The organism is Novosphingobium sp. MBES04, from assembly GCF_000813185.1.
GTDB classification, from domain to species: domain Bacteria; phylum Pseudomonadota; class Alphaproteobacteria; order Sphingomonadales; family Sphingomonadaceae; genus Novosphingobium; species Novosphingobium decolorationis.
Window position 1 is genome coordinate 1,299,405 of record NZ_DF850489.1, and the last position, 25,662, is coordinate 1,325,066.

Sequence of the window (25,662 nt, forward strand, 5' to 3'; positions counted from 1 at the left end):
AGAATGAGCAAGAACGAGACCAACGGCGGCGAAAACGACGGTACCGACGCGCCGCTGATCGACCTCAACGAGGCTTCGGTCAAAAAGCTGATCGCGCGCGCCAAGCGCAAGGGCTACATCACGATCGACGAACTCAACGAGGCCCTGCCCCAGGACCAGATGAATTCGGACCAGATCGAGGATATCTACGCCGCGATCAACGAAATGGGCGTCAACATTGTCGAGAACGACGAGGACGCCCAGAACGAGGACGAGGAAGAGGTCGAGGAAGTCGATTCCTCCGACGACACCTCGCCCAAGCCGGCCGTCGAGACCAAGAAGAAGGAAACGGTCGAGCGCACCGACGACCCCGTGCGCATGTACCTGCGCGAAATGGGCGCGGTCGAACTGCTCAGCCGCGAGGGCGAAATCGCCATCGCCAAGCGCATCGAAGCTGGCCGCGACATGATGATCCTGGGCCTGTGCGAGAGCCCGATCACCTTCCACGCCATCATCCAGTGGTCCGAAGCCCTCAACAACGAGGAAATGCAGCTGCGCGAGATCCTCGATCTCGACGCCATGCTCTCCAAGGAGCCTGCGCCCGAAAGCCTCAACGAAGACGGTGAGAGCGACGACGACGGCGAGATCTCCGAAGCCACCGCCGGGCCGTCCTACAAGGACGACGACGACGAGGAATCTTCGGAAGAAGGCGAAGAAGGCGAGGACGGCGAAGGCGGCCGCAAGGAAGAGGAAGAGGAAGAGGACAACACCCTCAGCCTCGCCCAGATGGAAGCGGCTCTCAAGCCCGAGGCGCTCGAGAAGTTCGCCACCATCACCGAGCTGTTCCAGGCCTTCGAGAAGCTCCAGTCCGAACGCCTCGAAGCGCTCGCGCTGGGCATCGATTTCCCGGCTGCCAAGGAAGACCGTTACAACGAGCTGCGCGAGGAACTCACCGCGCAGGTCGAATCGGTCCAGTTCCACGCGACCAAGATCGAATACCTCGTCGACAACCTCTACACCTTCAACCGTCGCCTCACGACGCTGGGCGGCCAGATGCTGCGCCTTGCCGAGCGTCACAAGGTGAAGCGCGTCGACTTCCTCAACAGCTACGTCGGCCGCGAGCTCGACGACACCTGGCTGCCGGAAGTGGGCAAGAAGGACAAGAAGTGGGCGGCTTTCGCGACCGAGGAAGCCGACGCCGTCGAGCGTATCCGCCAGGAAGTCTCGGACATCGCGGCGGCCACCGGCATGGCGCTTCCCGAGTTCCGCCGCATCGTCAACATGGTCCAGAAGGGTGAGCGCGAGGCGCGCATCGCCAAGAAGGAAATGGTCGAGGCGAACCTGCGCCTGGTGATCTCGATCGCCAAGAAGTACACGAACCGTGGCCTTCAGTTCCTGGACCTTATCCAGGAAGGCAACATCGGCCTGATGAAGGCCGTCGACAAGTTCGAGTACCGCCGCGGCTACAAGTTCTCGACGTATGCGACGTGGTGGATCCGTCAGGCCATCACCCGCTCGATCGCGGACCAGGCACGTACGATCCGTATTCCGGTCCACATGATCGAGACGATCAACAAGCTCGTGCGTACAAGCCGCCAGTTCCTCCACGAGCAGGGCCGCGAGCCTACGCCTGAGGAAATGGCCGAGCGTCTCTCGATGCCGCTCGAGAAGGTGCGCAAGGTGATGAAGATCGCCAAGGAGCCGATCTCCCTCGAAACGCCGATCGGCGACGAGGAAGATTCGCACCTGGGTGACTTCATCGAGGACAAGAACGCGATCATCCCGGTCGATGCCGCGATCCAGGCCAACCTCAAGGAAACGGTCACCCGCGTCCTTGCCAGCCTCACCCCGCGCGAAGAGCGCGTGCTGCGCATGCGCTTTGGCATTGGCATGAACACCGACCACACGCTGGAAGAAGTCGGCCAGCAGTTCTCGGTGACCCGCGAACGTATCCGTCAGATCGAGGCGAAGGCCCTGCGCAAGCTCAAGCACCCGAGCCGCAGCCGCAAGATGCGCTCGTTCCTCGATCAGTAAGGGAACACGTTTCTCGTCGATCACGAAGCGCCCGCGGACCTGCTCCGCGGGCGCTTTCGTTTGCGATTGGAAAGCCTCCCCTTTTGTGCTTGGTATTGCTCAAGGGGGACAACGATCTATGCACGGCGCCGTACGACTTGCGATCGGCCTGGGTCTGCTCACCTGCGGCTTGACGCCAAGCGCCCAAGGGCAGAGCACCACACAGCGAGCCACCACAGCAACGCCTGGCGATAGCCAGGAACTGGCCCGGCGGGTGACAGCGGCCGCCTATCCTCTGGAGGTCCGCAACCGGGAGATGGACCGTATCGTGGACACGGTTCTCGATGCCATTCGCGCAAGCTACGCCTTTGCAGACGAAGCTCCGCCATTTGCCCGCGACATGATCGAGGAGCATCTGGCCCGATTTTCCGTAGAGATGCGCAGGTTCGCCTACGACAAGATCGCGCTTCGCATGACCCAGGGGCTCGAACGGGCCTTTGCCCGGAAATTTAATCGCCTTTCGCTGATCGTCCTGGACGCGCAGTCCGCCACACCCGACGGCCGCGAAGACCTGCAGGACATCGCGCGGGAGATCTACACGACCGATCCCGACTTTCTCGAAACCGAAAACGCCATCGTGCGGACGTTCATCGCGGCCGAGCGCCATAAGTCACGGCAGTTGCGCCAGAACATTCGTGACATTCAGGCCGGCCGCATTTTCAGCCCCTGATCAACCGACGCGGTGGACCGAGAGGTAGACCGTGGATCCCGTCTTGCCGCCTGCGGCCACGAACAGCGAACGATTGACCCAGGCGTAATCCGGATGGCCGGTGTCGAGCCGGATCGCGGTGCGCATGTAGTATTCCGAAAACTCGAGTGTTTCGCCCGCCGCGATGCGTTCGACCGCCTCGGGCGGCATATGGCGCAGGCCCTGGCTGATGACCTCGATCACCGCGCCGTCATCCGTTTCAATGGCGTAGCGGGCATCGAGATAGGCGACGTCATCGGTGCGCACGGTCTGCCAGTCGGCCCCTATGGCGAGCAGCTTGCCGTTGATCGCCGTGCCCGACACGCGCCCTCCAACGATGGGAATGATGCGGCGGGTGCCCTGGGCGTTTTCGCCCATCTCGTGCGGGGGCGAAAGCTCGACCTCGAATTCGCATATATGCTCCAGCGTGGGGGTCACGGCAGTTTCTCCTCGATCTTGTGGGCACCCTCGACGCGCGCACCGGGTTCGATAGTGGCGGGCGATGCGTTCAGTTCCTGCATCGCGAAGCCCGCCGCGCGCTGGTAGGCGCGCATGAATTCCTCGCGCTCGGTCTTGGGGATCACGTCCTCGATATCCTCGAAAATGCCGCCGCAGCGCTCCTCGACCATGCCCAGCAGACCAAAGGGCCCGGCCCCGCGGTTGCGCAGCGCCAACTCGCCGACCGGCGCGCAGTAGCGGGCATCGAACGCGGCCAATGCCTCGGTGCCCACACCCATCTCGAGGAACAGCGCGCCGATCCGGCGCGCATCCATGATCGCCTGCGAAGCCCCGTTCGAGCCTGTCGGGTACATCGGATGCGCGGCATCGCCCATCAACGCGACCGGCCCGTCAACCCAGGTCGGGATCGGATCGCGGTCGATCATCGGGTTCTCGTAAGCCACGTCCGCCCCCGCGATCAGGGCAGGCAGGTCGATCCAGTCGTAGACGAAATCGGTGAAGTGATGGGCAAAGCTTTCGACATCGACCGGGCGAAACCAGCCCAGGCTCTGCCAGTCATGATCCTCATCGAAGGTCTGCTCGGCGATCCAGTTCACGTCGCACAGGCCCTCGGCGTCGGGCTGCGAGATCGGGTAGATGACGACGCGGTGGCGCGCCGTGCCCAGTCCCACGAACGACGACCCGGTGCGAATGGCCTTGGCGCGCGTGGTGCCGCGCCACATGACCGTGCCGCCCCAGTGGATCGGCGCCTGGTCCGGGTGCATCTGGGCACGCACGCTCGAATGAATGCCGTCCGCGCCGAACAGGAGCGTACCGTGCTCCTCGACCTCTGTGCCATCGGCAAGGCGGCACAGCGCGGTGACCGAGCCATCTCCCTCCTTGCGGTATCCCGTGACGCGCTGGCCCAGGCGCACCTTGTCGGCCCCCAGCCTGTCAATCGCGGTTTCATGCAGCAGCATGTGGAAGCGCCCGCGATGGACCGCGTACTGATCCCAGTGATAGCCTGCCAGGCGTCCGCGCGGTTCACTGTAGATTTCGCGTCCGTTGAGGCCGACCAGCGCCCATTCCTTCGCCGGGATGCCGATGGTGTCCATCATTGCCTGGTCAATGCCCAGATCCGCCAGTTCGCGCACCGCATTGGGCTGCAGGTTGATCCCCACGCCCAGCGGCCGGGGCTCGCGCACGCTCTCCAGCACCAGGCAATCGACGCCGATCTGGTCGAGGGTCAGGGCGAGGCAAAGGCCTCCGATACCGCCTCCGGCGATGAGAACGCGTGGTTGCACCCTGACTTTCCTTCTTTCGCTGCGCATTATCGGCCCCTTACGGCAAGTTTCTTGCGCGACCGGGTGGAGCGCGCGTACACTGCGCCACACCGCGACGCAACCGGATGAGAGGCGCAGACTTGGCCACTCTCTCCGGCACGCAGCCATTCTTGCCCTACAATCAAAGATAAGCGCTCAGGGACTCGCAAAACGACACCGCGATGACTAAGGGGGCGCTATCAACTCCTCTCTCTGTCAAAAGATCCATTCGCCATGCGTATTGCCATTGCTTCCGATCATGCCGCCGTGGACCTCAAGGCCACGCTGCGCGACTATCTCATCGAACTGGGCCACGAAGTGGCTGACCTCGGCCCCGAAACGGCCGACCGTGTCGACTACCCCGACTACGGCTACCTGCTCGGCTCGGTCGTCGCCGACGGCACCGCCGACTATGGCGTGGCGCTGTGCGGTTCGGGTATCGGCATTTCGATGGCGGTCAACCGCAACCCGGCCTGCCGCTGCGCGCTCGTGTCCGAGCCGCTTTCGGCCGCCCTTGCGCGTGAGCACAACAACGCGAACTGCATCGCGATGGGCGCACGCCTGACCGGGATCGACATGGCCAAGGCCTGCCTCGACGCTTTCCTTTCGACCGAGTTCGGTGGCGGACGCCACGCCGGACGCGTCGAGAAGCTCTCCAACCCTCCCGCCTGAACCCAAGGGGCCCTTCGAACCATGACCGTTGATACCGCAATCCGTTCCCCCGGCTTCTTCACCGACAGCGTGGCTGACAGCGATCCCGCGATCGCCGCCGCCATCGGCAAGGAACTGAAGCGCGAACGCAAGCAGATCGAACTGATCGCGTCGGAAAACATCGTCTCCAAGGCCGTTCTCGAGGCGCAGGGTTCGGTGCTCACCAACAAGTACGCCGAAGGCTACCCGGGCAAGCGCTACTACCAGGGCTGCGAACCCTCGGACGTGGTCGAGAGCCTCGCCATCGAGCGCGCAAAGGAGCTGTTCGGCTGCGAATTCGCCAACGTCCAGCCCCACTCGGGCGCGCAGGCCAACGGGGCAGTCCTTCTCGCCACGGTCAAGCCCGGCGACACGATCCTGGGCATGAGCCTGGATGCCGGTGGCCACCTCACCCACGGCGCCCGCGCGGCGCTGTCGGGCAAGTGGTTCAACGCGGTCCAGTACGGCGTGACCAAGGACACCCACCTCATCGACTACGACGAGGTCCAGAAGCTGGCAAGCGAGCACCAGCCCAAGCTCATCATCGCGGGCGGCTCGGCCTACCCGCGCGTGATCGATTTCAAGCGCATGCGCGAGATCGCCGACAGCGTGGGAGCCATCTTCCAGGTCGACATGGCGCACTTCGCCGGCCTGGTTGCCGCGGGCCTGCACCCCTCGCCCTTCCCCTACGCGCACATCGCCACCACCACCACGCACAAGACCCTGCGCGGTCCGCGCGGCGGCATGATCCTCACCAACGACGAGAAGCTCGCCAAGAAGATCAACTCGGCGGTCTTCCCGGGTCTCCAGGGCGGTCCGCTCATGCACGTCATCGCGGCCAAGGCCGTGGCCTTCGGGGAAGCCCTGCGCCCCGAGTTCAAGGACTACGCGGCCAAGGTAATCGAGAACGCGAAGGTCCTCGCCGACACGCTCAAGGAGCGCGGCGCGGCGATCGTCTCGGGCGGCACCGACACCCACGTGGCCCTTGTCGACCTCACGCCGCTCGGCGTGACGGGCAAGGACGCGGACGAGGCGCTCGAGCGTGCGGGCATCACCTGCAACAAGAACGGCATCCCCTTCGACCCGCTGCCGCCGATGAAGACCAGCGGCATCCGCGTCGGCACGCCGGCGGGCACGACCCGCGGTTTCGGCCCGGAAGAATTCCGTGAAATCGGCAACATGGTCGCCGATGTCCTCGACGGCCTCGCCAAGTGCGGCGAGGAAGGTGACGCGCAGGTGGAACAGAACGTGCGCGCGCGCGTAGAAGCCTTGTGTGACCGCTTCCCGATCTACGAGGACTAAGACCATGACCGACCCCCAGCGCCCCAACGACACTGGCGACTTCGTGACCGATGCTCGCCTTGAACTTTCCGGAATGCTGCGTGATGGCCTCGACCATCCCTCGACCCGGCCAGTTCTCGTCTGGGGGGCGCTGGGTGCGGTGGCAGGCGCAGCCCTGCCCTTCGTCTCGGTGGGCCTCGGGCTTGCCGCAGGCGCCGGATACAAGTTCTACAAGCGCGTGCGGCCCGACTGAGGCCGCGCCCGCTCCCTTTTTGAAACGATAGGCCCGAATGCGCTGCCCTTTCTGCGCCCATGACGATTCCCAGGTAAAGGACAGCCGTCCGGCCGAGGACAACGCCGCGATCCGCCGCCGCCGCCAGTGCTCCAGCTGCGGCGCGCGCTTCACCACGTTCGAACGGGTGCAGCTGCGCGAGATCACGGTGCTCAAGTCCGGCGAGGAAGGCGAGGAGAGGCGCGAGCCCTTCGACCGCCTCAAGATCGAGAAATCGGTCTCGCTCGCCTGCCGCAAGCGCAGGATCGACCGCGAGCGGATCGACCAGCTCGTCTCGGGCGTCCAGCGCCAGATCGAGACCACCGGCGATGCCGAAATCCACTCGCGCGAGATCGGCGAGATGGTGATGGACGGCCTGCGCCAGCTCGACTCGGTCGCCTACATCCGCTTCGCTTCGGTCTACCGCGCCTTCAACGAAGCCCGCGACTTCGAGGAATTTGCAGGCACCGTGCGCGACGTGGCGACAGGCGACACCCAGAATGACTGATACCCCCACCCCTTCCGCGCCGACGTTCGGCACCGTTCCCGAAGACCGCAAGCCCATCGTCGTGCTCGTGCGGCCGCAGCTGGGCGAGAACATCGGCAAGGCCGCGCGCGCCATGCTGAACTTCGGGCTCACCGAAATGCGCCTCGTTTCGCCGCGCGACGGCTGGCCCAACCCTTCGGCAGGTCCTGCCGCAGCGGGCGCCAACGTGATCCTCGAAGAGGCTGAGGTCTACGAGACGCTCGCCGATGCGGTGGCGGACTGCACCAATGTCTATGCCACCACCGTGCGCAAGCGCGGCGTGACCAAGCGCGTGGTGACGCCCGAAGAAGCGGCCAGCGAAATCTACGCCGAACCGGGCCGCTCGGCCTTCGTCTTCGGCCCCGAACGCTCCGGGCTGGAAACCGAGGACGTGGCGCTCGCCCGCTCGATCCTGACCGTGCCCATCAACCCGGAATTTGCCTCGCTCAACCTCGCGCAGGCCGTGATCCTGTGCGCCTATGAGTGGTCAAAGGGCGCAGGCCTGTCCCAGCCTACGCAGGAAGAGGTGCTTCCTCCGGCCCCGCAGGACGAACTGGAAGGGCTTATCGGCCATTTCGAGAAGCTTCTCGAACCCAAGAACTACTTCTGGCCCGAGACCCGCGCCGAGGCGAACCGCCTGACCTTGCGCAACCTCCTCACCAAGCCCGCGTGGAACCACCTGGAAGTGCGCACCATGCGCGGTGTCCTCTCCACGCTGGAAAAGGCCCGCCGCCCGCGCGGCGAAGGCTGACAGCTCTTTCGGGCGTTGCGCCTTATCCCGCAACGCCCGCTCACCCATTTTCAACCCGCTTCGCGCAAAATCCCGTTTTGCTTTTGCGCAGCTGGGTGTATGGGCACATCCAGCATCAAGAGTTGGGGCGACGCCCAACGCCAACCTGCCGTTCCGGGCAAGGTGGTACTCCGCAAGGAGGATGTGGCCGTCCCGGCAAGCAAACGGACACGCCACATTTCGCGTCGCTCCTGCCCAGGAGTACGACGTCAAATGCCGATCAAGATCCCCGACGACCTGCCCGCGCGCCAGACCCTCGAAGCCGAAGGCGTGACGGTCATGGGCGAGGCCGACGCGGTGCGTCAGGACATTCGCCCGCTGCAGATCGGGCTGCTCAACCTCATGCCCGACAAGGTGCGCACCGAGACCCAGCTCGCGCGCCTCCTGGGCGCCACGCCGCTGCAGATCGAACTGACGCTGGTGCGCATGACCGACCATGTCTCGCGCAACACCGCGCAGGACCACATGGAAGCGTTCTACCGCCCCTGGGAGGACGTGCGCGAGGAACGCTTCGACGGCTTCATCATCACCGGCGCTCCGGTCGAGCGCATGCCCTATGAAGAGGTGAACTACTGGGAGGAACTGCGCCAGATCCTCGCCTGGACCCAGACCAACGTCCACCGCACGCTGACCATCTGCTGGGCAGCTCAAGCCGCGCTCTACCATTTCCATGGCATCCCCAAGCGCGTGCTCGACGCCAAGGCCTACGGCCTCTACCCGCACGAAGTCCACGCCCCCGCCTCGCCCTTCCTGCGCGGCTTTGCCGATGTCTTCAATGTGCCCGTCTCGCGTTGGACCGAGGTCTGCCCCGACGCGCTGGACGCCGCCGAGCGCCTCGAAGTGCTGGCCTCCAACCCGGTCACGGTCCGTGCCTTGTCGATGACCCCGCCCACCGCATGCTCCACATGTTCAACCATCTGGAATACGACACCGAGACGCTCGCCAACGAGTTTTTCCGCGACGGCGGCGCGCAGCTGCCGCACCGCTACTTCCCGGAGGACAACCCGAGCCGCCGCCCGCTCAATTCATGGCGGGCTCACGGCCACCTGCTGATCGGCAACTGGATCAACGCGATCTACCAGACCACCCCCTTCGATCTGGCCACGATGGGCATGGCCGGTTCGCTCGAGGCGCTGTAGGGCGCGCAGGACAAGGCTCCGCGTGCCTCAGCGGGCGTTTGCGCTTGACTTTGCGCCCCCATCCCGTATGGGCCAGCGCTTCACGGGACGCCTTCCCTTTCGAGAGTTGGCGCCTCCTTCGGCCCCGCACCCCGGTGAAGCGGCGGCCGCATCCGGCATATCATGGCCGGATGGTGCGCTCCGGGAAACAAAGGATCGCCTTGCCACGGTGGCACAGGCGGCAGCAGAACGGAAAGAAACGTTATGTCGAAGCGTAAGAGCGCTAAGTACAAACTCGATCGCCGCATGGGCGAGAACATCTGGGGCCGTCCCAAGAGCTCGGTCAACCGCCGCAGCTACGGCCCGGGCCAGCACGGTCAGCGCCGCAAGGGCAAGCTGTCGGACTACGGTCTGCAGCTGCGCGCCAAGCAGAAGCTCAAGGGCTACTACGGCGACGTGACCGAGAAGCAGTTCAAGCGCACCTACCAGGAAGCGTCCTCGATGAAGGGCGACACCGGCATGAACCTGATCGGTCTCCTGGAGCAGCGCCTGGACATGGTCGTCTACCGCGCCAAGTTCGCGCCGACCATCTTCGCGGCTCGCCAGATCGTCTCGCACGGCCACATCCGCGTCAACGGTGTGAAGTGCAACATCGCTTCGCGTCGCATCCGCGTGGGTGACGTGATCTCGCTGGGTGAGAAGGCCAAGGAAATGGCTCTCGTCATCGAAGCTCAGGCTCTGCCCGAGCGCGAGATTCCCGACTATGTCGCTGCCGAAGGGACAAGGTGACCTTCGTCCGCGTGCCCACGCTCGACGAAGTTCCCTACCCGGTGAAGATGGAACCGAACCTCGTCGTCGAGTTCTACTCGCGCTAAGAGTTCGGCTCCTTCGGGAACGAAATTCTTTCGGAAAGGGCGGTCCCTCGGGGCCGCCCTTTTTTCGTGGCAACTCACGGAAAAGCTGGGTCATTTCACCGCGAAAAAGCGGAACCTTCACACGCCTCGTGTATTGCGCAGGGGCAATGACCCGCTTTCGCTACATCACCCCGCACCGCACCGGCAAATGGTACCCCGACCTCGAGACCGCGCAGCGCCATGCCTGCGATATCGGCGCGGGGTTCCGGGACGAACGCACCGGCCGCTTTGTCGCCTATATCGACACCTATCTGGAGGAAGACGAAGCCGAACTCGCGCTCGGCTCCGTTTCCTGAGGGAAACCTCCACTCAGTCGAGCTTCAGCTGCGTGTGCAGGAAGGCATCGCTGTCGGCCAGGAGCTGCGTGCGCGCCTCGCTGCTGTAGAGAAAGTGATCGAGCCCGTCGAACTCGACATAGCGCACCGACTTGCCGGCCTGCTCCAGCTTCTTCGCCATGACCTGGCTTTCGCGCACGCCCACGTTCTGGTCGAGCGTGCCATGAAACAGCAGCACCGGCGCCTTGATCTTCTCCGCGTTCTGCGCGGGCGAGCCTTCGCGCAGATGCGGGCCACTCCCAAGCTCTTCGCGCACCAGCGCGGCGTTGGTGAAGCCCTCGGCCTCGGAGCGCAGGATTTCAAAGTCGGTGACGGGGGCAACGGCCACCACCGCCTTGAACAGGTCCGGATCGAGCACACCACTCTGGAGCGCCGCGTACCCGCCGTAGGACCAGCCAAAGATCGCCAGCTTGTCCGGTGCGGCAATGCGCTGCGCCACCAGCCAGCGCCCGGCGTCATTGACATCGCCGATGGCCGTCTTCCACGACTTGAACCCATTTTCCTTGTACCATTCCGAACCGTAACCGGCGGATCCGCGGTAGTTGGGCTGGAGAACCGCGAAACCGCGTGCGGCAAAGAACTGGACCATCCAGTCGAAACCCCATTCGTCGCGTGCGCTCGGCCCGCCGTGCGGCATGACGATGGCGGGCAGATCGCGGCCCGTGCTGCCCGGCGGCAGGGTCAGGTAGCCCGGGATCTGGACGCCGTCCCCGGCCGGGAACATCACCGGCTTCATCGGCGCCAGCGCCAGGTCGACGAGCTTCGGGCGCACCGGCAGGACTTCCTCAAGACGCCGCTCGGCCTTGTTGAAGAGATAGAGCATGCCCGGCTCGGTATCGCCGGTCACGCGCAACAGGAGGTTCTTCTCCTCCCGGTCGGCATCGACGACCCGAACAGCGACCTCTCCGGGCAGCGCGCCAGCCAATGCCTTGGAGAGCGCCCCCATCTCGGGATCGAAATAGACCTGCTCGCGCCGCTCGCGCGCATAGGAGAGACCTACCACGCGGTTGTCGCGCCCGATGCGGATAAGGCCGTCGATATCGACGTCGTCCGCCGCAAAGAGCTTTTCGCGCGTCAGCGAGCCATCGAGCGCGACCGCGTAGAGGCCGCGATGCCCGTTCTCCCACGCCCATCCGAAAGCACGGTTGCTCTTGCCATCAACGGCCAGCGGCTCGAAGCTCAGGACGCCTGCCTCCTGCGGACCACCCCAACTCGAGAGCCATTGCCATTCCCAGTCGCCCGGCGTGCGGTAGAAGAAATCCTCACTCGGCTTGAGGAGCCCGGTCGCCCCGGTCTGCTGGCGACTCTTGACGCGAATTGTTCCATGACCGTCGGTGATGTACCCGGTCGCGAACTCATCGGGCTTCTCGACCCGGTGGCGGCGTCCCTTGATCGTGTCGACCATCTCGACACCCAGCCCCTCTTCCTCGTTCGCGAGGCGCGTGCCGATGGTGTTTTCCGGCACGAACACCTTGGTCATCAGGACGCGCCCGGGCTCTCCCTCCACGTCCCAGTCGATCACGCTTCCCCCGTTCTGGAAGAACGTGCGCGCGCGCAAGGACTGCGTGTTCGACAGAAGCGTCGCATTCTTGCCGTCATCGTCCAGCCCGAAGATGCGGGTGAAACTGACGAGCTGCCCGGCATAGTCCACGATATAGTGCACCTGGCAGACCAGGCGCGCGTTGGTGGACCATTTGCAGAAGCGCAGCTCCCCCTCCTCGCTCGGGACACTGGTGATGGCAGTCGGGAAACCGCCCTCGGCAAGGTTTGCGACTTCGAGCACGCGGCCACCCTTGCGCGGCGAGATGAAGGCGATCTTCGTTCCGTCCGGTGACAGGCTGATCTGGGTAATATCCTCCAGCGCCCCGAACCGTGCGGCCAGCTGTTCGGCACTCTCCCCGGACTGCGCCTGTGCCTGCAGCGGCACGGCCGCCGCCATCGCTGAGCCCAGAAACAGCCCGGACACGAGCGCACGCAAACCTCTCAAGACCACCCCGAAACCCCTCATTTCCCTATAATGCAAATGGAATATGCGAGTGTCCAACGAGGCGGTCAAGTTGCCGAAATTTAATGCAAAGTAATTTAGGCGAAGAGTTGCCTGGAAAGCGCACTATTCGCCCGGCGGCATGCCCACCTGTTCGCAGACCCAGCCCCACAAGGCGTCGACTTCCAGCGCCGCCTTGCCATCGGGTTCAATCTCACGTGCAACTTCGCCGCTTCCCGCGCTGCGGTGAAAGGCCGCGCGTTCGCCAAAGTGATGGGGACTGACCGAAAGCCCCAGGTTACGCGCCGCCTCGGCCGCTTCCTCAAGCATCCGGGTCGCGCGCGCGGGAACGGCGTTGAAGACGACGTGGGCCGGCTTGGAGGCATAGGCCATGAGCCCCGCCGTGGCCTCCAGCGCATGCAGATCGACGCCCGCGCCCTGGTGGGGACAAGCACGATGTCGGCCACGCGCACGGCCTCGCGCGAAGCGGTATCGCCATGGGGCGGCGTGTCGATCACGATGACATTGGAGCCAGCACGCTTGGCCCGCTCAACCGTGCTGAACAGGCGCACCGGGGGGCAGGTGATGACTTCCGGCAGGAACTCGCCGCGCCAGTCTCCCCAGGCCGCGGCGGTCGCCTGGGGGTCGGTATCGATCACCTGGACCTGATTGCCCGCGTAGACCGCACTGGCCGCAATGTGGAGGGCGAGCGTGGTCTTGCCCGACCCGCCCTTCTGGCTGACAATGGCTATCGTGGTCATCCGGGCTGTCTCTCCTCACCCCGCTGGAGAACGTGTCCGCCCTGCGAATCGCAAGCCGGGACCCTGCGAATGTCCGGGCCCTGCCCCGCCTTGTCCAGCAAAAGACCTTCAGCCGCTCAGGGCGCACTCGGTCTCCTGCATTGCGCCCTCGGAAGAAGCCACGGTGGCCGCCATCCGGGCATCGCGTCCGTAGATGTCGGGATAGAGCTCCACCCCGCCCCCGTCCTGCGCGCGGCCAGCCGTGAAATAGGTAATGTAGACCGGCAGCGCCTTGCCCAGCGCCAGACGGGTCTCGCGCCGCGAAGCAAGGACTGCGTCGATCTGGGGCTGCGTGGCTGCCCCCTCCAGCAAGGTTGCCGCAAAGCCGAGCGCGTCCCCGGTGCGGATACAGCCGTGGCTGAAGGCGCGCACCTCGCGCTCGAACAGCGCCTTGCCCGGTGTGTCGTGCATGTAGACACTATAGGGATTGGGCATGTCGAGCTTCATCTGGCCCAGTGCGTTGTTCGGCCCCGGCTTCTGGCGCCAACGTCCGCCCGTGCGCACGTAGCCCCTGCGGGCCGGAAACCGACCGTTGTTCTCACGCACGATGCTCTGCGGGATGTTCCACCAGGGATTGAGGATGACCCCGCGCACTTCGGCCCGGAAGGTGGGCGACGGGGTCGAGACCTTACCCACGATGACAGGCCAGAGACCGACCTGCGCCCCCTCGCGCCACAGGCGTGCCGTGAAGGCCGCCGTATTGACGAGAATGTAGTCGGGCTCCATGCGGTGGGGCAGCCAGCGCCAACGCTCCATGTTCCGCGCGAGCGTGGCGCGCCGTTGGGGATCGGTTTCCTGCACGAAAGCCTTTTGCAAAGCCCCGTAGTCCGAATGGTCCGGCCACAGCGCATCCAGGAACGAGGTCAGCCCTCCCCCGGCCCGTGCCCGGGCCAGCCATGCGGCGATGTCGATCTCAGCGTCGGGATCGGCGATGTGCCAGCCGCTGCGCATGCGGGCAGATGTCTCGCCCAGCAGAGCGGTCCGGGCCAGGTCGAGGGCAAGCTCCTGCGCCGCGCTGGCAATGACTTCGGCATCACCGCCCTCTCGCGCATCCTCCAGCACCGAGGTGTCGAGCGGGCGCAGACCATGGTCAGGCAGAGCCCCCGCCGCTGCCTCGAGAGCGGCCAGTTCCCTCTGCGACCAGGGCGTCGTTTGCGCGTCCACCCTCGTCCCCACGAGCGCAAATGCAAGAGCGGTCACACAAAGCAATGAATTGACGCGTCTTTTCATATACAAAAGATTCGTTGTCTCAGTTTATGACTTAATATATACATATAACAGACAAACAATAAACGGGTCGGACACACAAGCATGAACTTCAACAGGCGCCACTTCCTTGGCGCGCTCGCCACGGGTGCGGCCAGCCTGGCCTCGTCCATCTCTTTTGCAGCCACTCCCAGCCGCCAGATGCCACGCGGACTTGCAGAGGCCAAGGCCGCGCTCGATGCGCATGGTGCGCGGGTGCGCCACCGCGACATCGTGGGTCTTGTGGATTTCAGCGCCCCCTCCGGCGACCCGCGCTTCAGCCTTGTCGATATCGGCAACGGCCGCGTGATCGCGGATTTCCACGTCGCGCATGGGCGGGGCTCGGACCCGGGCAATACCGGAATGCTCCAGCGCTTCTCGAACCGCCCGGGATCGAATGCCTCGTGCCAGGGCAGCTTCCTGACCGGGGAAACCTATTATGGCACGCATGGCCGCTCGCGCCGGATCCACGGGCTCGATCCCGAAAATTCGATGGCCTATCCGCGTGCCATCGTAATCCATGGCGCCTCCTACGTCTCAGCGGACATGGCGCGCCACACCGGGCGCGTGGGGCGCAGCCTCGGGTGCTTCACGGTGTCCCAGCGCGACATCGGCCCCGTGCTGAGCCAGCTGCCCCCGGGCCGCCTGCTCTTCGCCTACCGCTAAGCCCCCATCCGGCAGGCATTGACGCCGTCCAAAGCCGGTATTAGCCAACGCTTTCGCAAGGACGACCTTCACCCCGCACAACCGGGGCACGACCAGACCGGGACGGCCCGGCAGCACACAGGAGGCTGCCGCATGGCATGGGTTTTCGTCGTACTCGCCGGTCTGCTCGAGACCGTCTGGATCTATTTTCTCAAGAACACCGAAGACGGGATCACCGCTCTGGGCGCCCTGGCCATGGCTGCCTCGCTGCTTGGCAGCTTCTGGCTGCTGGCTCTTGCCATGCGCACGATCCCGCTTGCCGCGGCCTATGCCGCCTGGACCGGGATCGGGACGCTCGGCGCGTTCCTGCTGGGCCTTCTGGTCTTCGGTGAGCGGCTGAGCCCGGCGGCGATCGCCGGGCTCATGCTCATCGTCTCGGGCACCGTGCTGCTGCGCGTGGCAACAGGCAGCGGCGCCTGAGGCGCTATTTGCGGTTGGCGAAGTAGTCGCGCCGAAAATCGGCCGCGAAGGCATCGAAGCGCTGCTGCGCAATCGCATCGCGCATGCCCTGCATGAGCTGCTGGTAGAACCAGATGTTATGCTCGGTCAGGAGCATCGCGCCGAGCATCTCGCCCGAACGGATGAGGTGGTGCAGGTAGGCGCGGGTATAGGTCTGGCAGACCGGACAACCGCAGCGTTCGTCGACAGGTCCGGTGTCCTCGGCATGCCGCGCGTTGCGCATGTTGAGGGGGCCATTCCAGGTGAACGCCTGCCCGTTACGTCCCGAGCGGGTGGGCAGCACGCAGTCGAACATGTCGACCCCGCGCTCGACCGCACCGACCAGATCGTCCGGCTTGCCCACGCCCATGAGGTAGCGCGGGCGATCCTCGGGCAACTGCTGGGGCGCGAACTCGAGCGTTGCGAACATCGCTTCCTGCCCCTCGCCAACGGCCAGACCGCCAATGGCGTAGCCATCAAACCCGATGTCGACGAGGGCATCGGCGCTGGCCTTGCGCAAGCCTTCGTCCAGCGCGCCCTGCTGGATGCCGAAGAGCGCCGAGCGCTCGGCATGTTCCTCGCCGCTGTCGAAGCCCTCGCGGCTGCGCCGGGCCCAGCGCATCGACATCTCCATCGAGCGCGCGATGACATCGCGCGACTGGTCGATCTTGGGGCATTCGTCGAAGGCCATGACAATGTCCGAGCCAAGCAGGCGCTGGATTTCCATCGAGCGCTCGGGGCTGAGCATGTGGCGCGAACCGTCGAGGTGGCTGGCGAAGGTCACGCCCTCCTCGGTGATCTTGCGCAGGTCCGAGAGGCTCATCACCTGGTAGCCGCCACTGTCGGTCAGGATCGGGCGATCCCAGTTCATGAACTTGTGCAAGCCTCCCAGGCGCGCCATGCGCTCGGCCCCCGGGCGCAGCATGAGGTGGTAGGTGTTGCCCAGGATGATGTCGGCCCCGGCGGCGCGCACGTCCTGTGGTTTCATCGCCTTGACCGTGGCAGCGGTGCCTACGGGCATGAAGGCGGGCGTGCGGATCTCGCCCCGGCGCATCTGGATGACGCCGGTACGGGCCCGACCGTCGCGGGCGTGGATCGAAAACTGGAAACGCGGTTTCATGCCCCGCCCGTTAGAGCATTTTCCCGAGAGATGGAATTATCTGATGCTTCGCAAAAACACGGCGAAGGCTCGCCCTGTTCAGAAGCCGTAGACCACCGAGAAGCTCGAGATCGTGTCGGTCTTGAGGGTTCCGGCGGCCGGTGCGGTTTCATGCTCGAAGTTATAGGACAGCTTGAGCTTGAGGTTCTTGGTCATCGCGGTTTCGAGCGCGGTGAGCGAGGTGAAGGTGTTGTTCTCCGTGCTCACATAGCCACTGGCGACCTGCGAGAGCTTGACCGTGTTGTTGAGCTTCCAGGCAAAATCCACCGACATAAGCGCAGAATACTGCGTCTCGCTGGGCTCATCGACATAGTCGATCATGCGCATGGCCGGGCCCGCCTCGACCGAAAGCGTCATGCGATCGGTTCGGATAAGGCGCCGACCAAGACCGCCCGAGAGCGAGTAGCGGTTCTCGAAACCCGAAATCGGATCGCGTTCGTACTGCGCACGACCGTAGATGAAATATCCCTCATGCAGCGTAAAACGCGGTTGGTAGGCCAGAAGATACTTGTTGGTCGTGACCGTGCTGTCGGTCTCCTGGTAGTTGGCCGTCGCTGTGATGGTATGTTGCCACTTGATCCCCTGACGGTCCGCCTTGAAGCCGCCGGTTACGCCAAAGTTGCTGGTGTTGCCCGTGTTGCGAAAGCCACCCAGATCGATCTGACCTTTCCAGAGCTGAAGGATCCCGGCCTGCCGGATCCGGCGCTGCTTCGCTTCGAACTTGGCGCGCTCCTCGGCCGCGCGGCGGTCGCGATAGCTCTTGTGCATGCCCCGGATCTCGTCCTTGAACCAGGGCTGCACCTTGATCGCGAACTTGACGACCGCGTCGACCTCGGCGTCCTCTTCGCCCTTCATCGATTCCTCGAGCATGGCGCGCACGTTGCGCGGCAGGGTCGGGCGGTCGGCATCGACGAAGGGGATCGGCTCCACGAAGGTCGGAAGCGACACGAAGACAGGCCGGGGGGGAATGGGATCGGGCATCGCAATGACGTCCCAGTCCACGGCACGGCCCTCCGGCGGCTCGTCTTGCGCGAAGGCCGGAACGGAGAGCACGACAAGGGGAAGGACGAGGCTTGACCGGAAGCGAAAAGGCATGGGCGATGGTTACGTAATCACGAACGCAAACGCCAGCCCGTTGCAAAGATTCGTGCAATAATTGCAATGCAAAGAGCCAGGAAGCCGAGCGCCATGACAAGCGAGACCACGACCGGGAAATCCGCCTGGCCATAGAAGCACCAGCGCAGCCCGTTGACGAGGTAGACCATCGGATTGACCAGGGCCACCGAACGCCAGGGCTCGGGCAGGAGGTCGATCGAGTAGAACGTGCCCCCCAGGAACGTCAGCGGCATCACGAACAGCGAAGGCACCATGCCCACCTGCTCGAAGCTCCTGGCCCAGATCCCGAGGATGAACCCGAAGAGCGAGAACGAGGCCGAGACAAGCAGGACAAAGCCCAGGACCAGCACCGGATGGACGATCGTGTAGTCGACGAAGAAGCGCGCGGTCCCCAGAATGATCGCGGCAAGAACCAGCGATTTCGTGGCCGCCGCGCCGACGAAACCGACAAGGGTCTCGGCAAAGCCCACGGGGGCCGAGAGCAGTTCGTAGATCGCGCCGGTGAAACGCGGCATGTAGATACCAAACGCGCCATTCGCCGTGCTCTCGCTCAGGAGTGTGAGCATGAGCAGGCCGGGGACGATGAAAGCGCCGTAGTCGACACCCTCAAGGCCGGACTCCATGCGGCCACCGATAGCTGCTCCGAAGACAACGAAGTAGAGCATCGTCGAGAGCAACGGCGCGATGATGGACTGGAGCGCGGTGCGTAGGGCCCGTGCGAGTTCATGCTTGTAGATGGTCCACGCGCTGCGGGCGTTGAACAGGCTCATGCACCCTCTCCCGTGTCGGACTGGTTTTCGAGGAGGTTCACGAAGATCTCCTCCAGATTGGATTCGCGGATGTCGATGGCGGTATAGTCGACCCCGTGGGCAATCAGCGCCTTGGTGAGCGCGGCTACCTCGGATTTGCCCTGCCCGGTGCCATCCCCGCCACGGTAGACAAGCGCCCGGCCATCTTCGGCAAGGCTCAGCGAATGGCCGGAAAGCCCTTCGGGGATGGCGCTGATGGGTGCCGCCAGCGTGAAGACTGCTTCGGTGCGGCCGAGCCGGGCCATCATCGCGCGGGTTTCCTCAACCATGCGGATGCGGCCTTTCTGGATGATCCCCACGCGGTCGGCCATTTCCTCTGCCTCCTCGATATAGTGGGTGGTGAGGATGATCGTGGTGCCCTGCTCGCGCAGCGCGGAAATGTGGGTCCACATGTCGCGGCGCAGTTCCACGTCCACGCCCGCCGTGGGCTCATCGAGGAACAGCAGTTCGGGATCGTGGGCGAGCGCCTTGGCGATAAGGACGCGCCGCTTCATGCCGCCGGAAAGCGCGCTCAGCGATTCCGCGCGCTTGTCCCAGAGGCTGAGCGCGCGCAGGATTTCCTCGACCCGCGCCGCATCGGGCGCAAGGCCGAACAGGCCGCGCGAATAGTTCACGGTGTGGAGCACCGTCTCGAACATGTCGGTGGCCAGTTCCTGGGGGACGAGCCCGATGCGGCGGCGCAGGGTGCGCCAGTGGCGCCCCATGTCCTCGCCAAAGGCCCGGATCGTGCCCGAGCTAGGCTGCACAAGGCCACAGACCGCACCGATCAGCGTGGTCTTGCCTGCCCCGTTGGGGCCTAGGAGTGCGAAGATCTCGCCCTTGCGAATGGTCAGGTCGACACCGTTCAGCGCGGTGAAGCCCCCGTCATAGGTCTTGGTCAGACCCTCGATTTCGAGAATGTCCTGCATGGCCGGGAACATGGGAGGAAGTCGCTATGCTTCCAAGCCCCCATGCGGGAATTGCCGGACAAAAAAGAAATCAGGCCTTCGGCCCCGGGATCAGCAGGCTGGAATCACCATAGCTGTAGAAGCGGTAGCCGTGCTCGATGGCGTGGGCATAGACCGCCTGCATCTTCTCCAGCCCCATCAGGGCAGAGACCAGCATGAAGAGCGTCGACTTGGGCAGGTGGAAGTTGGTCATCAGCCCGTCGATGGCCTTGAAGCGGTAGCCCGGCGTGATGAATATCGCGGTGTCGCCCTCGAAGGGACGAACCACGCCGTCCTCGCCCGTTGCGCTCTCCAGAAGCCGCAGGCTGGTCGTGCCGACTGCGATGATGCGCCCGCCTGCCGCGCGTGCGGCGTTGAGGCGATCGGCCGTCTCGGCATCGATCCGGCCCCATTCGGAATGCATCTGGTGTTCGGCGGTGTCGTCCGCCTTGACCGGAAGAAAGGTGCCTGCCCCGACATGGAGCGTCAGCGTCTCGCGCCCGATGCCCGCAGCATCGAGCTTCGCGACCAGTTCAGGCGTGAAGTGGAGCGCGGCCGTGGGCGCGGCCACTGCGCCCTTCTCGCGCGCGAACATGGTCTGGTAGTCGCTCTTGTCCGCCTCGTCGGTGTCGCGCTTGCCCGCGATGTAGGGTGGCAGCGGCATGCGCCCGGCGCGTTCGAGCAGGATTTCGACCGGCTCTTCGCCCTGGAAGGCAAGTGTCCAGCTGCCATCGTCCCAGCGCTCTTCGGCAATGGCCTCTACCTCGGCGGGAAATTCGATGTGGTCGCCCGCCTTCAGCCGCTTGCCGTTGCGCACGAAGGCCTGCCAGCGGCGCAGGTCGAGCCGCTTATGGAGCGTCGCGCCGATGCGCGCCTCGCCGCGGCGGCCTTCCAGCTGGGCGGGAATGACGCGGGTGTCGTTGAAGACCAGAATATCGCCCGGGGCGAGGACCTCGGGAAGCTCGCGCACGATGCGGTCGGCCAGCGGCGCATCGCCATCGGCCACGAGAAAACGCGCCGCATCGCGCGGCTTGGCCGGGCGCAGCGCGATGTTCTCCGTCGGGAGATCGAAATCGAAAAGGTCTACTCGCATGACCGGCAGCCGCTAGACGCGAAACGCGCCTGCGGCAAGATGCAAGCGGCCCGGCGTCCTCTTACTGCGAGGACGAGTTGTTGAGATCGTCGAGCGTGACGGGCGTATCGTCGGTCACCGCCGGAGCGGGCGCCGCGGGCTTGGGCTTGTGCTCGGAAAAGAGCGAGGCCTGGACGATCTTCGTGGGATCTTCGGGCGGTTCGCCGCGGTGGATCGCATCGACATAGTTCATGCCGCCGATGACGCGGCCGAACACGGTGTACTTGTGATCGAGCGCGAAGCGCGGATAGAACACGATGAAGAACTGGCTGTTCGCGCTGTTGGGATCGTTGGTGCGCGCCATCGCAACCGAGCCGCGCACGTGCGGCATCGCATTGAATTCCGCTTCCAGGTCGGGAAGGTCCGAGCCCCCCTGCCCGGTGCCCGTCGGATCGCCCGTCTGCGCCATGAAGCCGTCGATCACGCGGTGGAAGATCAGACCGTCGTAGAAGCCTTCGCTGGCCAGCTTGCTCACGCGCTCGACGTGGTGGGGCGCCCATTCCGGCACGAGACGGATGAGCACGCGGCCACCGTTGCTGAGATCGAGGACCAGCACGTTCTGCGGATCGTGGCTCGGGTCCATGTCGATCTTGGTGGGCAGCTGCGCCGGAGCCTCTGTGGCTGCGACGTCCTTGTCCTTGGCGAACGCGGCCGGGCTGGCAAGTACAGTGGCACCCAGCATCAGCGCGGCAACGGTATGGCGAAAATTCATGGATTACTCACAAGCTCGAAAACCGATCCTTGGCTGGGGCGATAGAGCCCTCTCGCTGTCGGTACAATGAATGATTTAGCGGGAAGCCCCCGCGCTCAGTAGTCGCCGAGGCGTCCGCGCGCGTCGATCCGGGCGATCACGTCCTCGCGCACGGCCGGGCTGACGAACTTGGTGATGTCGCCTCCGAACAGCGCGATTTCCTTGACCAGCTTGGAGGCGATCGGCTGCAGGCTGACGTCGGCCATCAGGAACACGGTCTCGATATCGGGATCGAGCTGCTGGTTCATGCCGGCCATCTGGTACTCGTACTCGAAGTCCGCGACGGCGCGCAGGCCCCTGAGGATGATCGTTGCGTTCTGCCGCTTCGCAAACTTCATCAGGAGCGCGTTGAAGGCCACCACCGTGACGTTCTCGACGCCCAGCGCCTTCACCTCGCGCTCGACCATCGCCATGCGCTCTTCGGGGGTAAACATCGGATTCTTGGACGGATTGGTCGTCACGCCGATGATCAGGCGGTCCACCAGCTTCGCGCCGCGCCGGATGATGTCGGCATGGCCCAGCGTGATCGGATCGAACGTGCCGGGATAGACGCCCACGCGCTCCGCAGTCCGGGTCTCAGTCATTTCGGCTTCCTCCATGCGGCTCGCGGGCCGCGGCTTCCTGCCCTGATGCGCGCTGCCTTGCGCGAAAAAATCAGTGATCGCGCTCGACGATATAGCGCGCAACGCTGCGCAGAAGATCGGCTTCCTCGCCATGCCCCGACAAGTGCCCGACAGCCTGCTCCACCAGCATGCGCGCCTGATCGCGCGCGCGCTCGGCGCCCATCAGCGAGACGAAGGTGGCCTTGCCGGCATCGGCATCCTTGCCCACGGCCTTGCCCGCCACTTCGGCGTCGCCCTCATGATCGATCAGGTCGTCGGCGATCTGGAAGGCCAGCCCGATATCGCGGGCATAGCTGCGCAGGTGCGTGCGCCCCTCAGGCGGAACATGGCCCAGGATCGCGCCCATCTCCACCGCCGCGCCCAGCAGGGCCCCGGTCTTGAGCTGCTGGAGGCGCGTGATCGTGTGCAGGTCGAATTCGGACGTTTCAGCCACCAGATCCATCATCTGGCCGCCTGCCATGCCTTCGGCACCGCTGGAGGTCGCCAGCACGCGCACCAGTTCGATGCGCGTGAAGGGATCCGCGCTCGTCGCCGGATCGGACAGCACCTCGAACGCAAAGTCGTGCAGGGAATCGCCCGCCAGGACCGCCGCCGATTCGTCGAAAGCCAGGTGCAGGGTCGGCTTGCCGTGGCGCAGGGCATCATCGTCCATGCACGGCAGGTCATCGTGGATCAGTGAATAGACGTGGATCGATTCGAGCGCGATGGCCGCGCGGATCGCCGCCTCGCGCTGAACACCGTACATGCCCGCAACCGCGGTCAGAAGCAGCGGACGCAGCCGCTTGCCCCCACCAATCGCGGCATAGCGCATCGCCTCGTACAGACGCGCACGCGCATCGTCGGGTACCGGCAGCAGCGCATCGAACGCGCCGTCCACTTCACCCGCAATCGCGACCAGCGCCTCTTTCAGCCGCGAATCGCCCGAAGCCCCCTCACCCACGTCTCAGCGCTCCGGCGTGTCGAAAGGCTGGGTGGAGACGGGCGTACCGTCGGGTCCGGTCACGATCTTTTCGATCCGGGCCTGGGCGGCATCGAGCCGCTTCTGGCAGTGCTGGCGCAGCTTCTCACCCTTTTCATAGAGCGAGATCGAATCCTCCAGCGGCACTTCACCGCTTTCCAGCTGGCGCACAATGGTTTCCAGTTCGCGCAGCGCGTCTTCGAAGCTGAGCGTGTCGAGTTCGGGTGTCTGGGCATCCATGCGCCAAGCAATGGCGCTGCCCGGCACGAGGGTCAAGGTCACACAGCGCTCTTCCGACAGGCAATTCGTGCATCAAAGGCCGGTTCGGCGATATTGGAGACTAGCAAGCGCGCACCGACATGGCTAAGGGCCGTGCGCATGAGCGAAATCACCCCTGACGTCGTCGAGGCGCATGGCCTCAGCCCCGAGGAATACGAGCGCGTCGTGAACGCGATGGGCCGCGTGCCCAATCTCCTTGAACTCGGCATCTTCTCGGTCATGTGGTCCGAGCACTGCTCGTACAAGTCGAGCCGCTTCCACTTGAAGCAGCTCCCGACCGAGGCCCCCTGGGTCATCTGCGGCCCGGGCGAGAACGCGGGCGTGATCGACATCGGCGATGGCCAGGCCGCCATCTTCAAGATGGAAAGCCACAACCACCCCAGCTACATCGAACCCTACCAGGGCGCGGCGACGGGCGTCGGCGGCATCCTGCGCGACGTCTTCACGATGGGCGCGCGCCCCGTCGCGAACATGAACGCGCTGCGCTTCGGCCGCCCCGAACACCCCAAGATGAAGCACCTCGTGCAGGGCGTGGTCTCGGGCATCGGCGGCTACGGCAACTGCGTGGGCGTGCCCACCGTTGGCGGCGAAACCAACTTCCACAAGGCCTACGACGGCAACATCCTCGTCAACGCGATGACCGTGGGCGTCGCGGACACCGACAAGATCTTCTACTGCGCGGCGACCGGCCTTGGTAACCCCATCGTCTACGTCGGCTCGAAGACCGGCCGCGACGGCATCCACGGCGCGACCATGGCGTCCGCCGACTTCGACGAGAAGTCCGAAGAAAAGCGACCGACCGTGCAGGTTGGCGACCCCTTCACCGAGAAGCTGCTGATCGAGGCCTGCCTCGAACTCATGGCGACCGACGCCATCGTCGCGATCCAGGACATGGGCGCGGCGGGCCTCACCTCGTCCTCGGTCGAGATGGCCAGCAAGGGCGGCGCAGGCATCCGCCTCGACATGAACCAGGTTCCCTGCCGCGAAGAGGCGATGACGCCCTACGAGATGATGCTGAGCGAGAGCCAGGAGCGCATGCTCATGGTGCTCAAGCCCGGCAAGGAAGCCATGGCCGAAGCCATCTTCCGGAAGTGGGAACTCGACTTTGCGGTGATCGGCGAAGTCACCGACACCGGCCACATGGTCCTCGAATTCGACGGCGAGGTCGTCTGCGACATTCCGCTGGGGCCCCTGGCCGACGACGCGCCGGAATACCAGCGCCCCTATGTCTCGGCTGAGGACTACAAGATCTGGGCCGCGGTCCCCGCAATGGACGACGTGCCCGCGACCACCGATCTGGGCGCAGATCTCACCACACTCATCGGCTCGGCTGACCTCGCCTCGCGCGCGTGGATCTGGCAGCAGTACGACAGCCAGGTCGGCGCCGACACGATGCAGAAGTCGGGCGGTGACGCTGCGGTGGTGCGCGTGCACGGCACGAAGAAGGCGCTCGCCATCAGCACCGACTGTTCGCCCCGCTACTGCTACGCCGACCCCTACGAGGGCGGCAAGCAGGCCGTGGCCGAGACCTACCGCAACATCTCGGCCGTCGGCGGCCTGCCGCTGGCGATCACCAACTGCCTCAACTTCGCGAACCCCCAGCGCCCTGAAATCATGGCGCAGATCGTGGGCTGCCTGAACGGCATGGGCGATGCCTGCCGCGCGCTCGACTACCCGATCGTGTCGGGCAACGTCTCGCTCTACAACGAATCGAAGGCCACCGGCGGCGGCTCGGCGATCCTGCCCACCCCCGCGATCGGCGGCGTCGGCATCCTGGCCGACCACGACGCGATGGCCACCATCGCCTTCAAGAACGAGGGCGATGCGATCTGGCTGATCGGCGGCAAGGGCACGCACCTTGGCCAGTCGCTCTGGCTCAAGACCATCGCGGGCAAGGAAGCGGGCGATGCACCCGTCGTCGATCTCAAGGCCGAGGCTGCGAACGGCGGCACGGTCCGCAGCCTGATCGGCGCGGGAACGGTCAACGCCGTCCACGACATCTCCGACGGCGGTCTTCTTGTTGCGCTCGCCGAAATGGCGCTGGCAAGCGGCCTTGGCTGCACGCTCGACGCGGAACTGAGCACGGCCGAAGCCTTTGGCGAGGACCAGTCGCGCTATGTCGTGACAGCTCCTGCAGGGACCGAGATCCCGGGTGCCGAGAAGATCGGCAGCGTTGGCGGCTCCTCGGTTGCCGGTGTCGAAGTCACCGAACTGCGCCGCGTCAACGAGGCCTTCTTCAAGGATTGGATGGAAGCCTGATCGGCTTTCCTTGAGGAAACACAATTCCCGGCCGCCCCCCACCGCAAGGTTCG

General features: G+C 64.9%; 24 protein-coding genes, 3 pseudogenes and 1 riboswitch. Of the genes and pseudogenes, 13 read left to right on the forward strand and 14 right to left on the reverse strand.

From position 1 onward, the window contains the following. The first annotated feature begins 3 nt into the window (after positions 1–3). Positions 4–2,013 carry an RNA polymerase sigma factor RpoD gene (gene rpoD, locus MBENS4_RS19560; RefSeq protein WP_039393875.1) on the forward strand — a complete coding sequence of 670 codons (2,010 nt, stop codon included), beginning with the start codon at positions 4–6 and terminating at the stop codon, positions 2,011–2,013. A 118-nt stretch (positions 2,014–2,131) separates the two neighbouring features. Further along, positions 2,132–2,722, forward strand: coding sequence for a hypothetical protein (locus tag MBENS4_RS19565; protein ID WP_144401012.1), 591 nt, complete (start codon positions 2,132–2,134; stop codon positions 2,720–2,722). On the opposite strand, the gene MBENS4_RS19570 is transcribed toward MBENS4_RS19565, so the two are convergent. Both MBENS4_RS19570 and MBENS4_RS19575 read right to left on the reverse strand, forming a co-directional pair. Further along, positions 2,723–3,178, reverse strand: coding sequence for a DUF3237 domain-containing protein (locus tag MBENS4_RS19570; RefSeq protein ID WP_039393879.1), 456 nt, complete (start codon positions 3,176–3,178; stop codon positions 2,723–2,725). After that, a complete protein-coding gene (locus MBENS4_RS19575) occupies positions 3,175–4,482 on the reverse strand; it encodes a flavin-dependent oxidoreductase (protein ID WP_039393881.1) in 1,308 nt (435 codons plus the stop codon). Before MBENS4_RS19575 ends, MBENS4_RS19570 begins: the two co-directional genes overlap by 4 nt. Before the next feature lie 252 nt (positions 4,483–4,734). Between MBENS4_RS19575 and rpiB the strand changes: the two genes are divergently transcribed. From rpiB to MBENS4_RS19615, 8 genes and pseudogenes are all read left to right on the forward strand, one after another. Further along, positions 4,735–5,172, forward strand: coding sequence for a ribose 5-phosphate isomerase B (rpiB, locus tag MBENS4_RS19580; RefSeq protein WP_039393882.1), 438 nt, complete (start codon positions 4,735–4,737; stop codon positions 5,170–5,172). 21 nt (positions 5,173–5,193) lie between these two features. Continuing rightward, complete coding sequence (glyA, locus tag MBENS4_RS19585) at positions 5,194–6,492, forward strand: serine hydroxymethyltransferase (protein WP_039393884.1); 1,299 nt, start codon at positions 5,194–5,196, stop codon at positions 6,490–6,492. Positions 6,493–6,496: 4 nt separating this feature from the next. Continuing rightward, on the forward strand, positions 6,497–6,724 hold the full coding sequence (locus MBENS4_RS19590; protein WP_039393887.1) for a hypothetical protein: 228 nt from the start codon (positions 6,497–6,499) through the stop codon (positions 6,722–6,724). Positions 6,725–6,761: 37 nt separating this feature from the next. After that, positions 6,762–7,250: a transcriptional regulator NrdR gene (nrdR, locus tag MBENS4_RS19595; protein WP_039393889.1), complete on the forward strand. Its 489-nt coding sequence runs from the start codon at positions 6,762–6,764 to the stop codon at positions 7,248–7,250. After that, positions 7,243–8,019 carry an RNA methyltransferase gene (locus MBENS4_RS19600; protein WP_084592248.1) on the forward strand — a complete coding sequence of 259 codons (777 nt, stop codon included), beginning with the start codon at positions 7,243–7,245 and terminating at the stop codon, positions 8,017–8,019. The genes nrdR and MBENS4_RS19600 overlap by 8 nt, the downstream gene beginning before the upstream one ends. 107 nt (positions 8,020–8,126) lie before the next feature. Then, positions 8,127–8,232, forward strand: a riboswitch (SAM-I-IV-variant riboswitch). 39 nt (positions 8,233–8,271) lie between these two features. After that, positions 8,272–9,197, forward strand: a pseudogene (locus tag MBENS4_RS19605) (homoserine O-succinyltransferase). Positions 9,198–9,440: 243 nt separating this feature from the next. Beyond that, positions 9,441–10,051, forward strand: a pseudogene (gene rpsD, locus MBENS4_RS19610) (30S ribosomal protein S4). Between the two features lie 146 nt (positions 10,052–10,197). After that, on the forward strand, positions 10,198–10,386 hold the full coding sequence (locus MBENS4_RS19615) for a hypothetical protein (protein WP_039393893.1): 189 nt from the start codon (positions 10,198–10,200) through the stop codon (positions 10,384–10,386). A gap of 13 nt (positions 10,387–10,399) precedes the next feature. Here MBENS4_RS19615 and MBENS4_RS19620 read toward each other — a convergent pair whose 3' ends face one another. From MBENS4_RS19620 to MBENS4_RS19630, 3 genes and pseudogenes are all read right to left on the reverse strand, one after another. Beyond that, on the reverse strand, positions 10,400–12,391 hold the full coding sequence (locus MBENS4_RS19620) for a S9 family peptidase (RefSeq protein ID WP_242405022.1): 1,992 nt from the start codon (positions 12,389–12,391) through the stop codon (positions 10,400–10,402). 144 nt (positions 12,392–12,535) lie between these two features. Continuing rightward, positions 12,536–13,170 (reverse strand): annotated as a pseudogene (locus MBENS4_RS19625) (AAA family ATPase). 108 nt (positions 13,171–13,278) lie between these two features. Next, entirely contained in the window at positions 13,279–14,373 is a 1,095-nt protein-coding gene (locus MBENS4_RS19630; protein WP_159108106.1) for a L,D-transpeptidase family protein, read from the reverse strand. A 147-nt stretch (positions 14,374–14,520) separates the two neighbouring features. On the opposite strand from MBENS4_RS19630, the gene MBENS4_RS19635 reads away from it, so the two are divergent. Together MBENS4_RS19635 and MBENS4_RS19640 are read left to right on the forward strand one after the other, a co-directional pair. Then, positions 14,521–15,120, forward strand: coding sequence for a murein L,D-transpeptidase catalytic domain family protein (locus tag MBENS4_RS19635; RefSeq protein ID WP_084592251.1), 600 nt, complete (start codon positions 14,521–14,523; stop codon positions 15,118–15,120). 132 nt (positions 15,121–15,252) lie between these two features. Further along, positions 15,253–15,579 carry a DMT family transporter gene (locus MBENS4_RS19640; RefSeq protein WP_039393897.1) on the forward strand — a complete coding sequence of 109 codons (327 nt, stop codon included), beginning with the start codon at positions 15,253–15,255 and terminating at the stop codon, positions 15,577–15,579. Between the two features lie 4 nt (positions 15,580–15,583). Here MBENS4_RS19640 and tgt read toward each other — a convergent pair whose 3' ends face one another. The 9 genes from tgt to MBENS4_RS19685 form a co-directional block, all read right to left on the reverse strand. Then, positions 15,584–16,717 (reverse strand): tRNA guanosine(34) transglycosylase Tgt, encoded by a 1,134-nt coding sequence (gene tgt, locus MBENS4_RS19645; RefSeq protein WP_039393899.1) that lies wholly within the window; start codon positions 16,715–16,717, stop codon positions 15,584–15,586. A gap of 78 nt (positions 16,718–16,795) precedes the next feature. Then, on the reverse strand, positions 16,796–17,851 hold the full coding sequence (locus MBENS4_RS19650) for a DUF481 domain-containing protein (RefSeq protein ID WP_039393901.1): 1,056 nt from the start codon (positions 17,849–17,851) through the stop codon (positions 16,796–16,798). 17 nt (positions 17,852–17,868) lie between these two features. Further along, on the reverse strand, positions 17,869–18,642 hold the full coding sequence (locus MBENS4_RS19655) for an ABC transporter permease (RefSeq protein ID WP_039393903.1): 774 nt from the start codon (positions 18,640–18,642) through the stop codon (positions 17,869–17,871). Beyond that, positions 18,639–19,589, reverse strand: a complete 951-nt coding sequence (locus tag MBENS4_RS19660) for an ABC transporter ATP-binding protein (protein ID WP_039395569.1) — start codon at positions 19,587–19,589, stop codon at positions 18,639–18,641. The genes MBENS4_RS19655 and MBENS4_RS19660 overlap by 4 nt, the downstream gene beginning before the upstream one ends. Before the next feature lie 70 nt (positions 19,590–19,659). After that, complete coding sequence (gene queA / locus MBENS4_RS19665) at positions 19,660–20,700, reverse strand: tRNA preQ1(34) S-adenosylmethionine ribosyltransferase-isomerase QueA (protein WP_039393905.1); 1,041 nt, start codon at positions 20,698–20,700, stop codon at positions 19,660–19,662. 61 nt (positions 20,701–20,761) lie between these two features. Continuing rightward, complete coding sequence (locus tag MBENS4_RS19670; RefSeq protein WP_039393907.1) at positions 20,762–21,451, reverse strand: peptidylprolyl isomerase; 690 nt, start codon at positions 21,449–21,451, stop codon at positions 20,762–20,764. 95 nt (positions 21,452–21,546) lie between these two features. After that, entirely contained in the window at positions 21,547–22,074 is a 528-nt protein-coding gene (coaD, locus tag MBENS4_RS19675; RefSeq protein ID WP_039395572.1) for a pantetheine-phosphate adenylyltransferase, read from the reverse strand. Positions 22,075–22,144: 70 nt separating this feature from the next. After that, the gene (locus MBENS4_RS19680) at positions 22,145–23,053 is read right to left on the reverse strand and encodes a polyprenyl synthetase family protein (protein ID WP_039393908.1); all 909 of its coding nucleotides are present in this window, start codon (positions 23,051–23,053) and stop codon (positions 22,145–22,147) included. Positions 23,054–23,056: 3 nt separating this feature from the next. Next, on the reverse strand, positions 23,057–23,311 hold the full coding sequence (locus MBENS4_RS19685; protein ID WP_039395575.1) for an exodeoxyribonuclease VII small subunit: 255 nt from the start codon (positions 23,309–23,311) through the stop codon (positions 23,057–23,059). A 138-nt stretch (positions 23,312–23,449) separates the two neighbouring features. Here MBENS4_RS19685 and purL point away from each other — a divergent pair, with 138 nt between their 5' ends. Next, positions 23,450–25,609: a phosphoribosylformylglycinamidine synthase subunit PurL gene (gene purL / locus MBENS4_RS19690; protein ID WP_039393917.1), complete on the forward strand. Its 2,160-nt coding sequence runs from the start codon at positions 23,450–23,452 to the stop codon at positions 25,607–25,609. Positions 25,610–25,662: the final 53 nt, after the last annotated feature.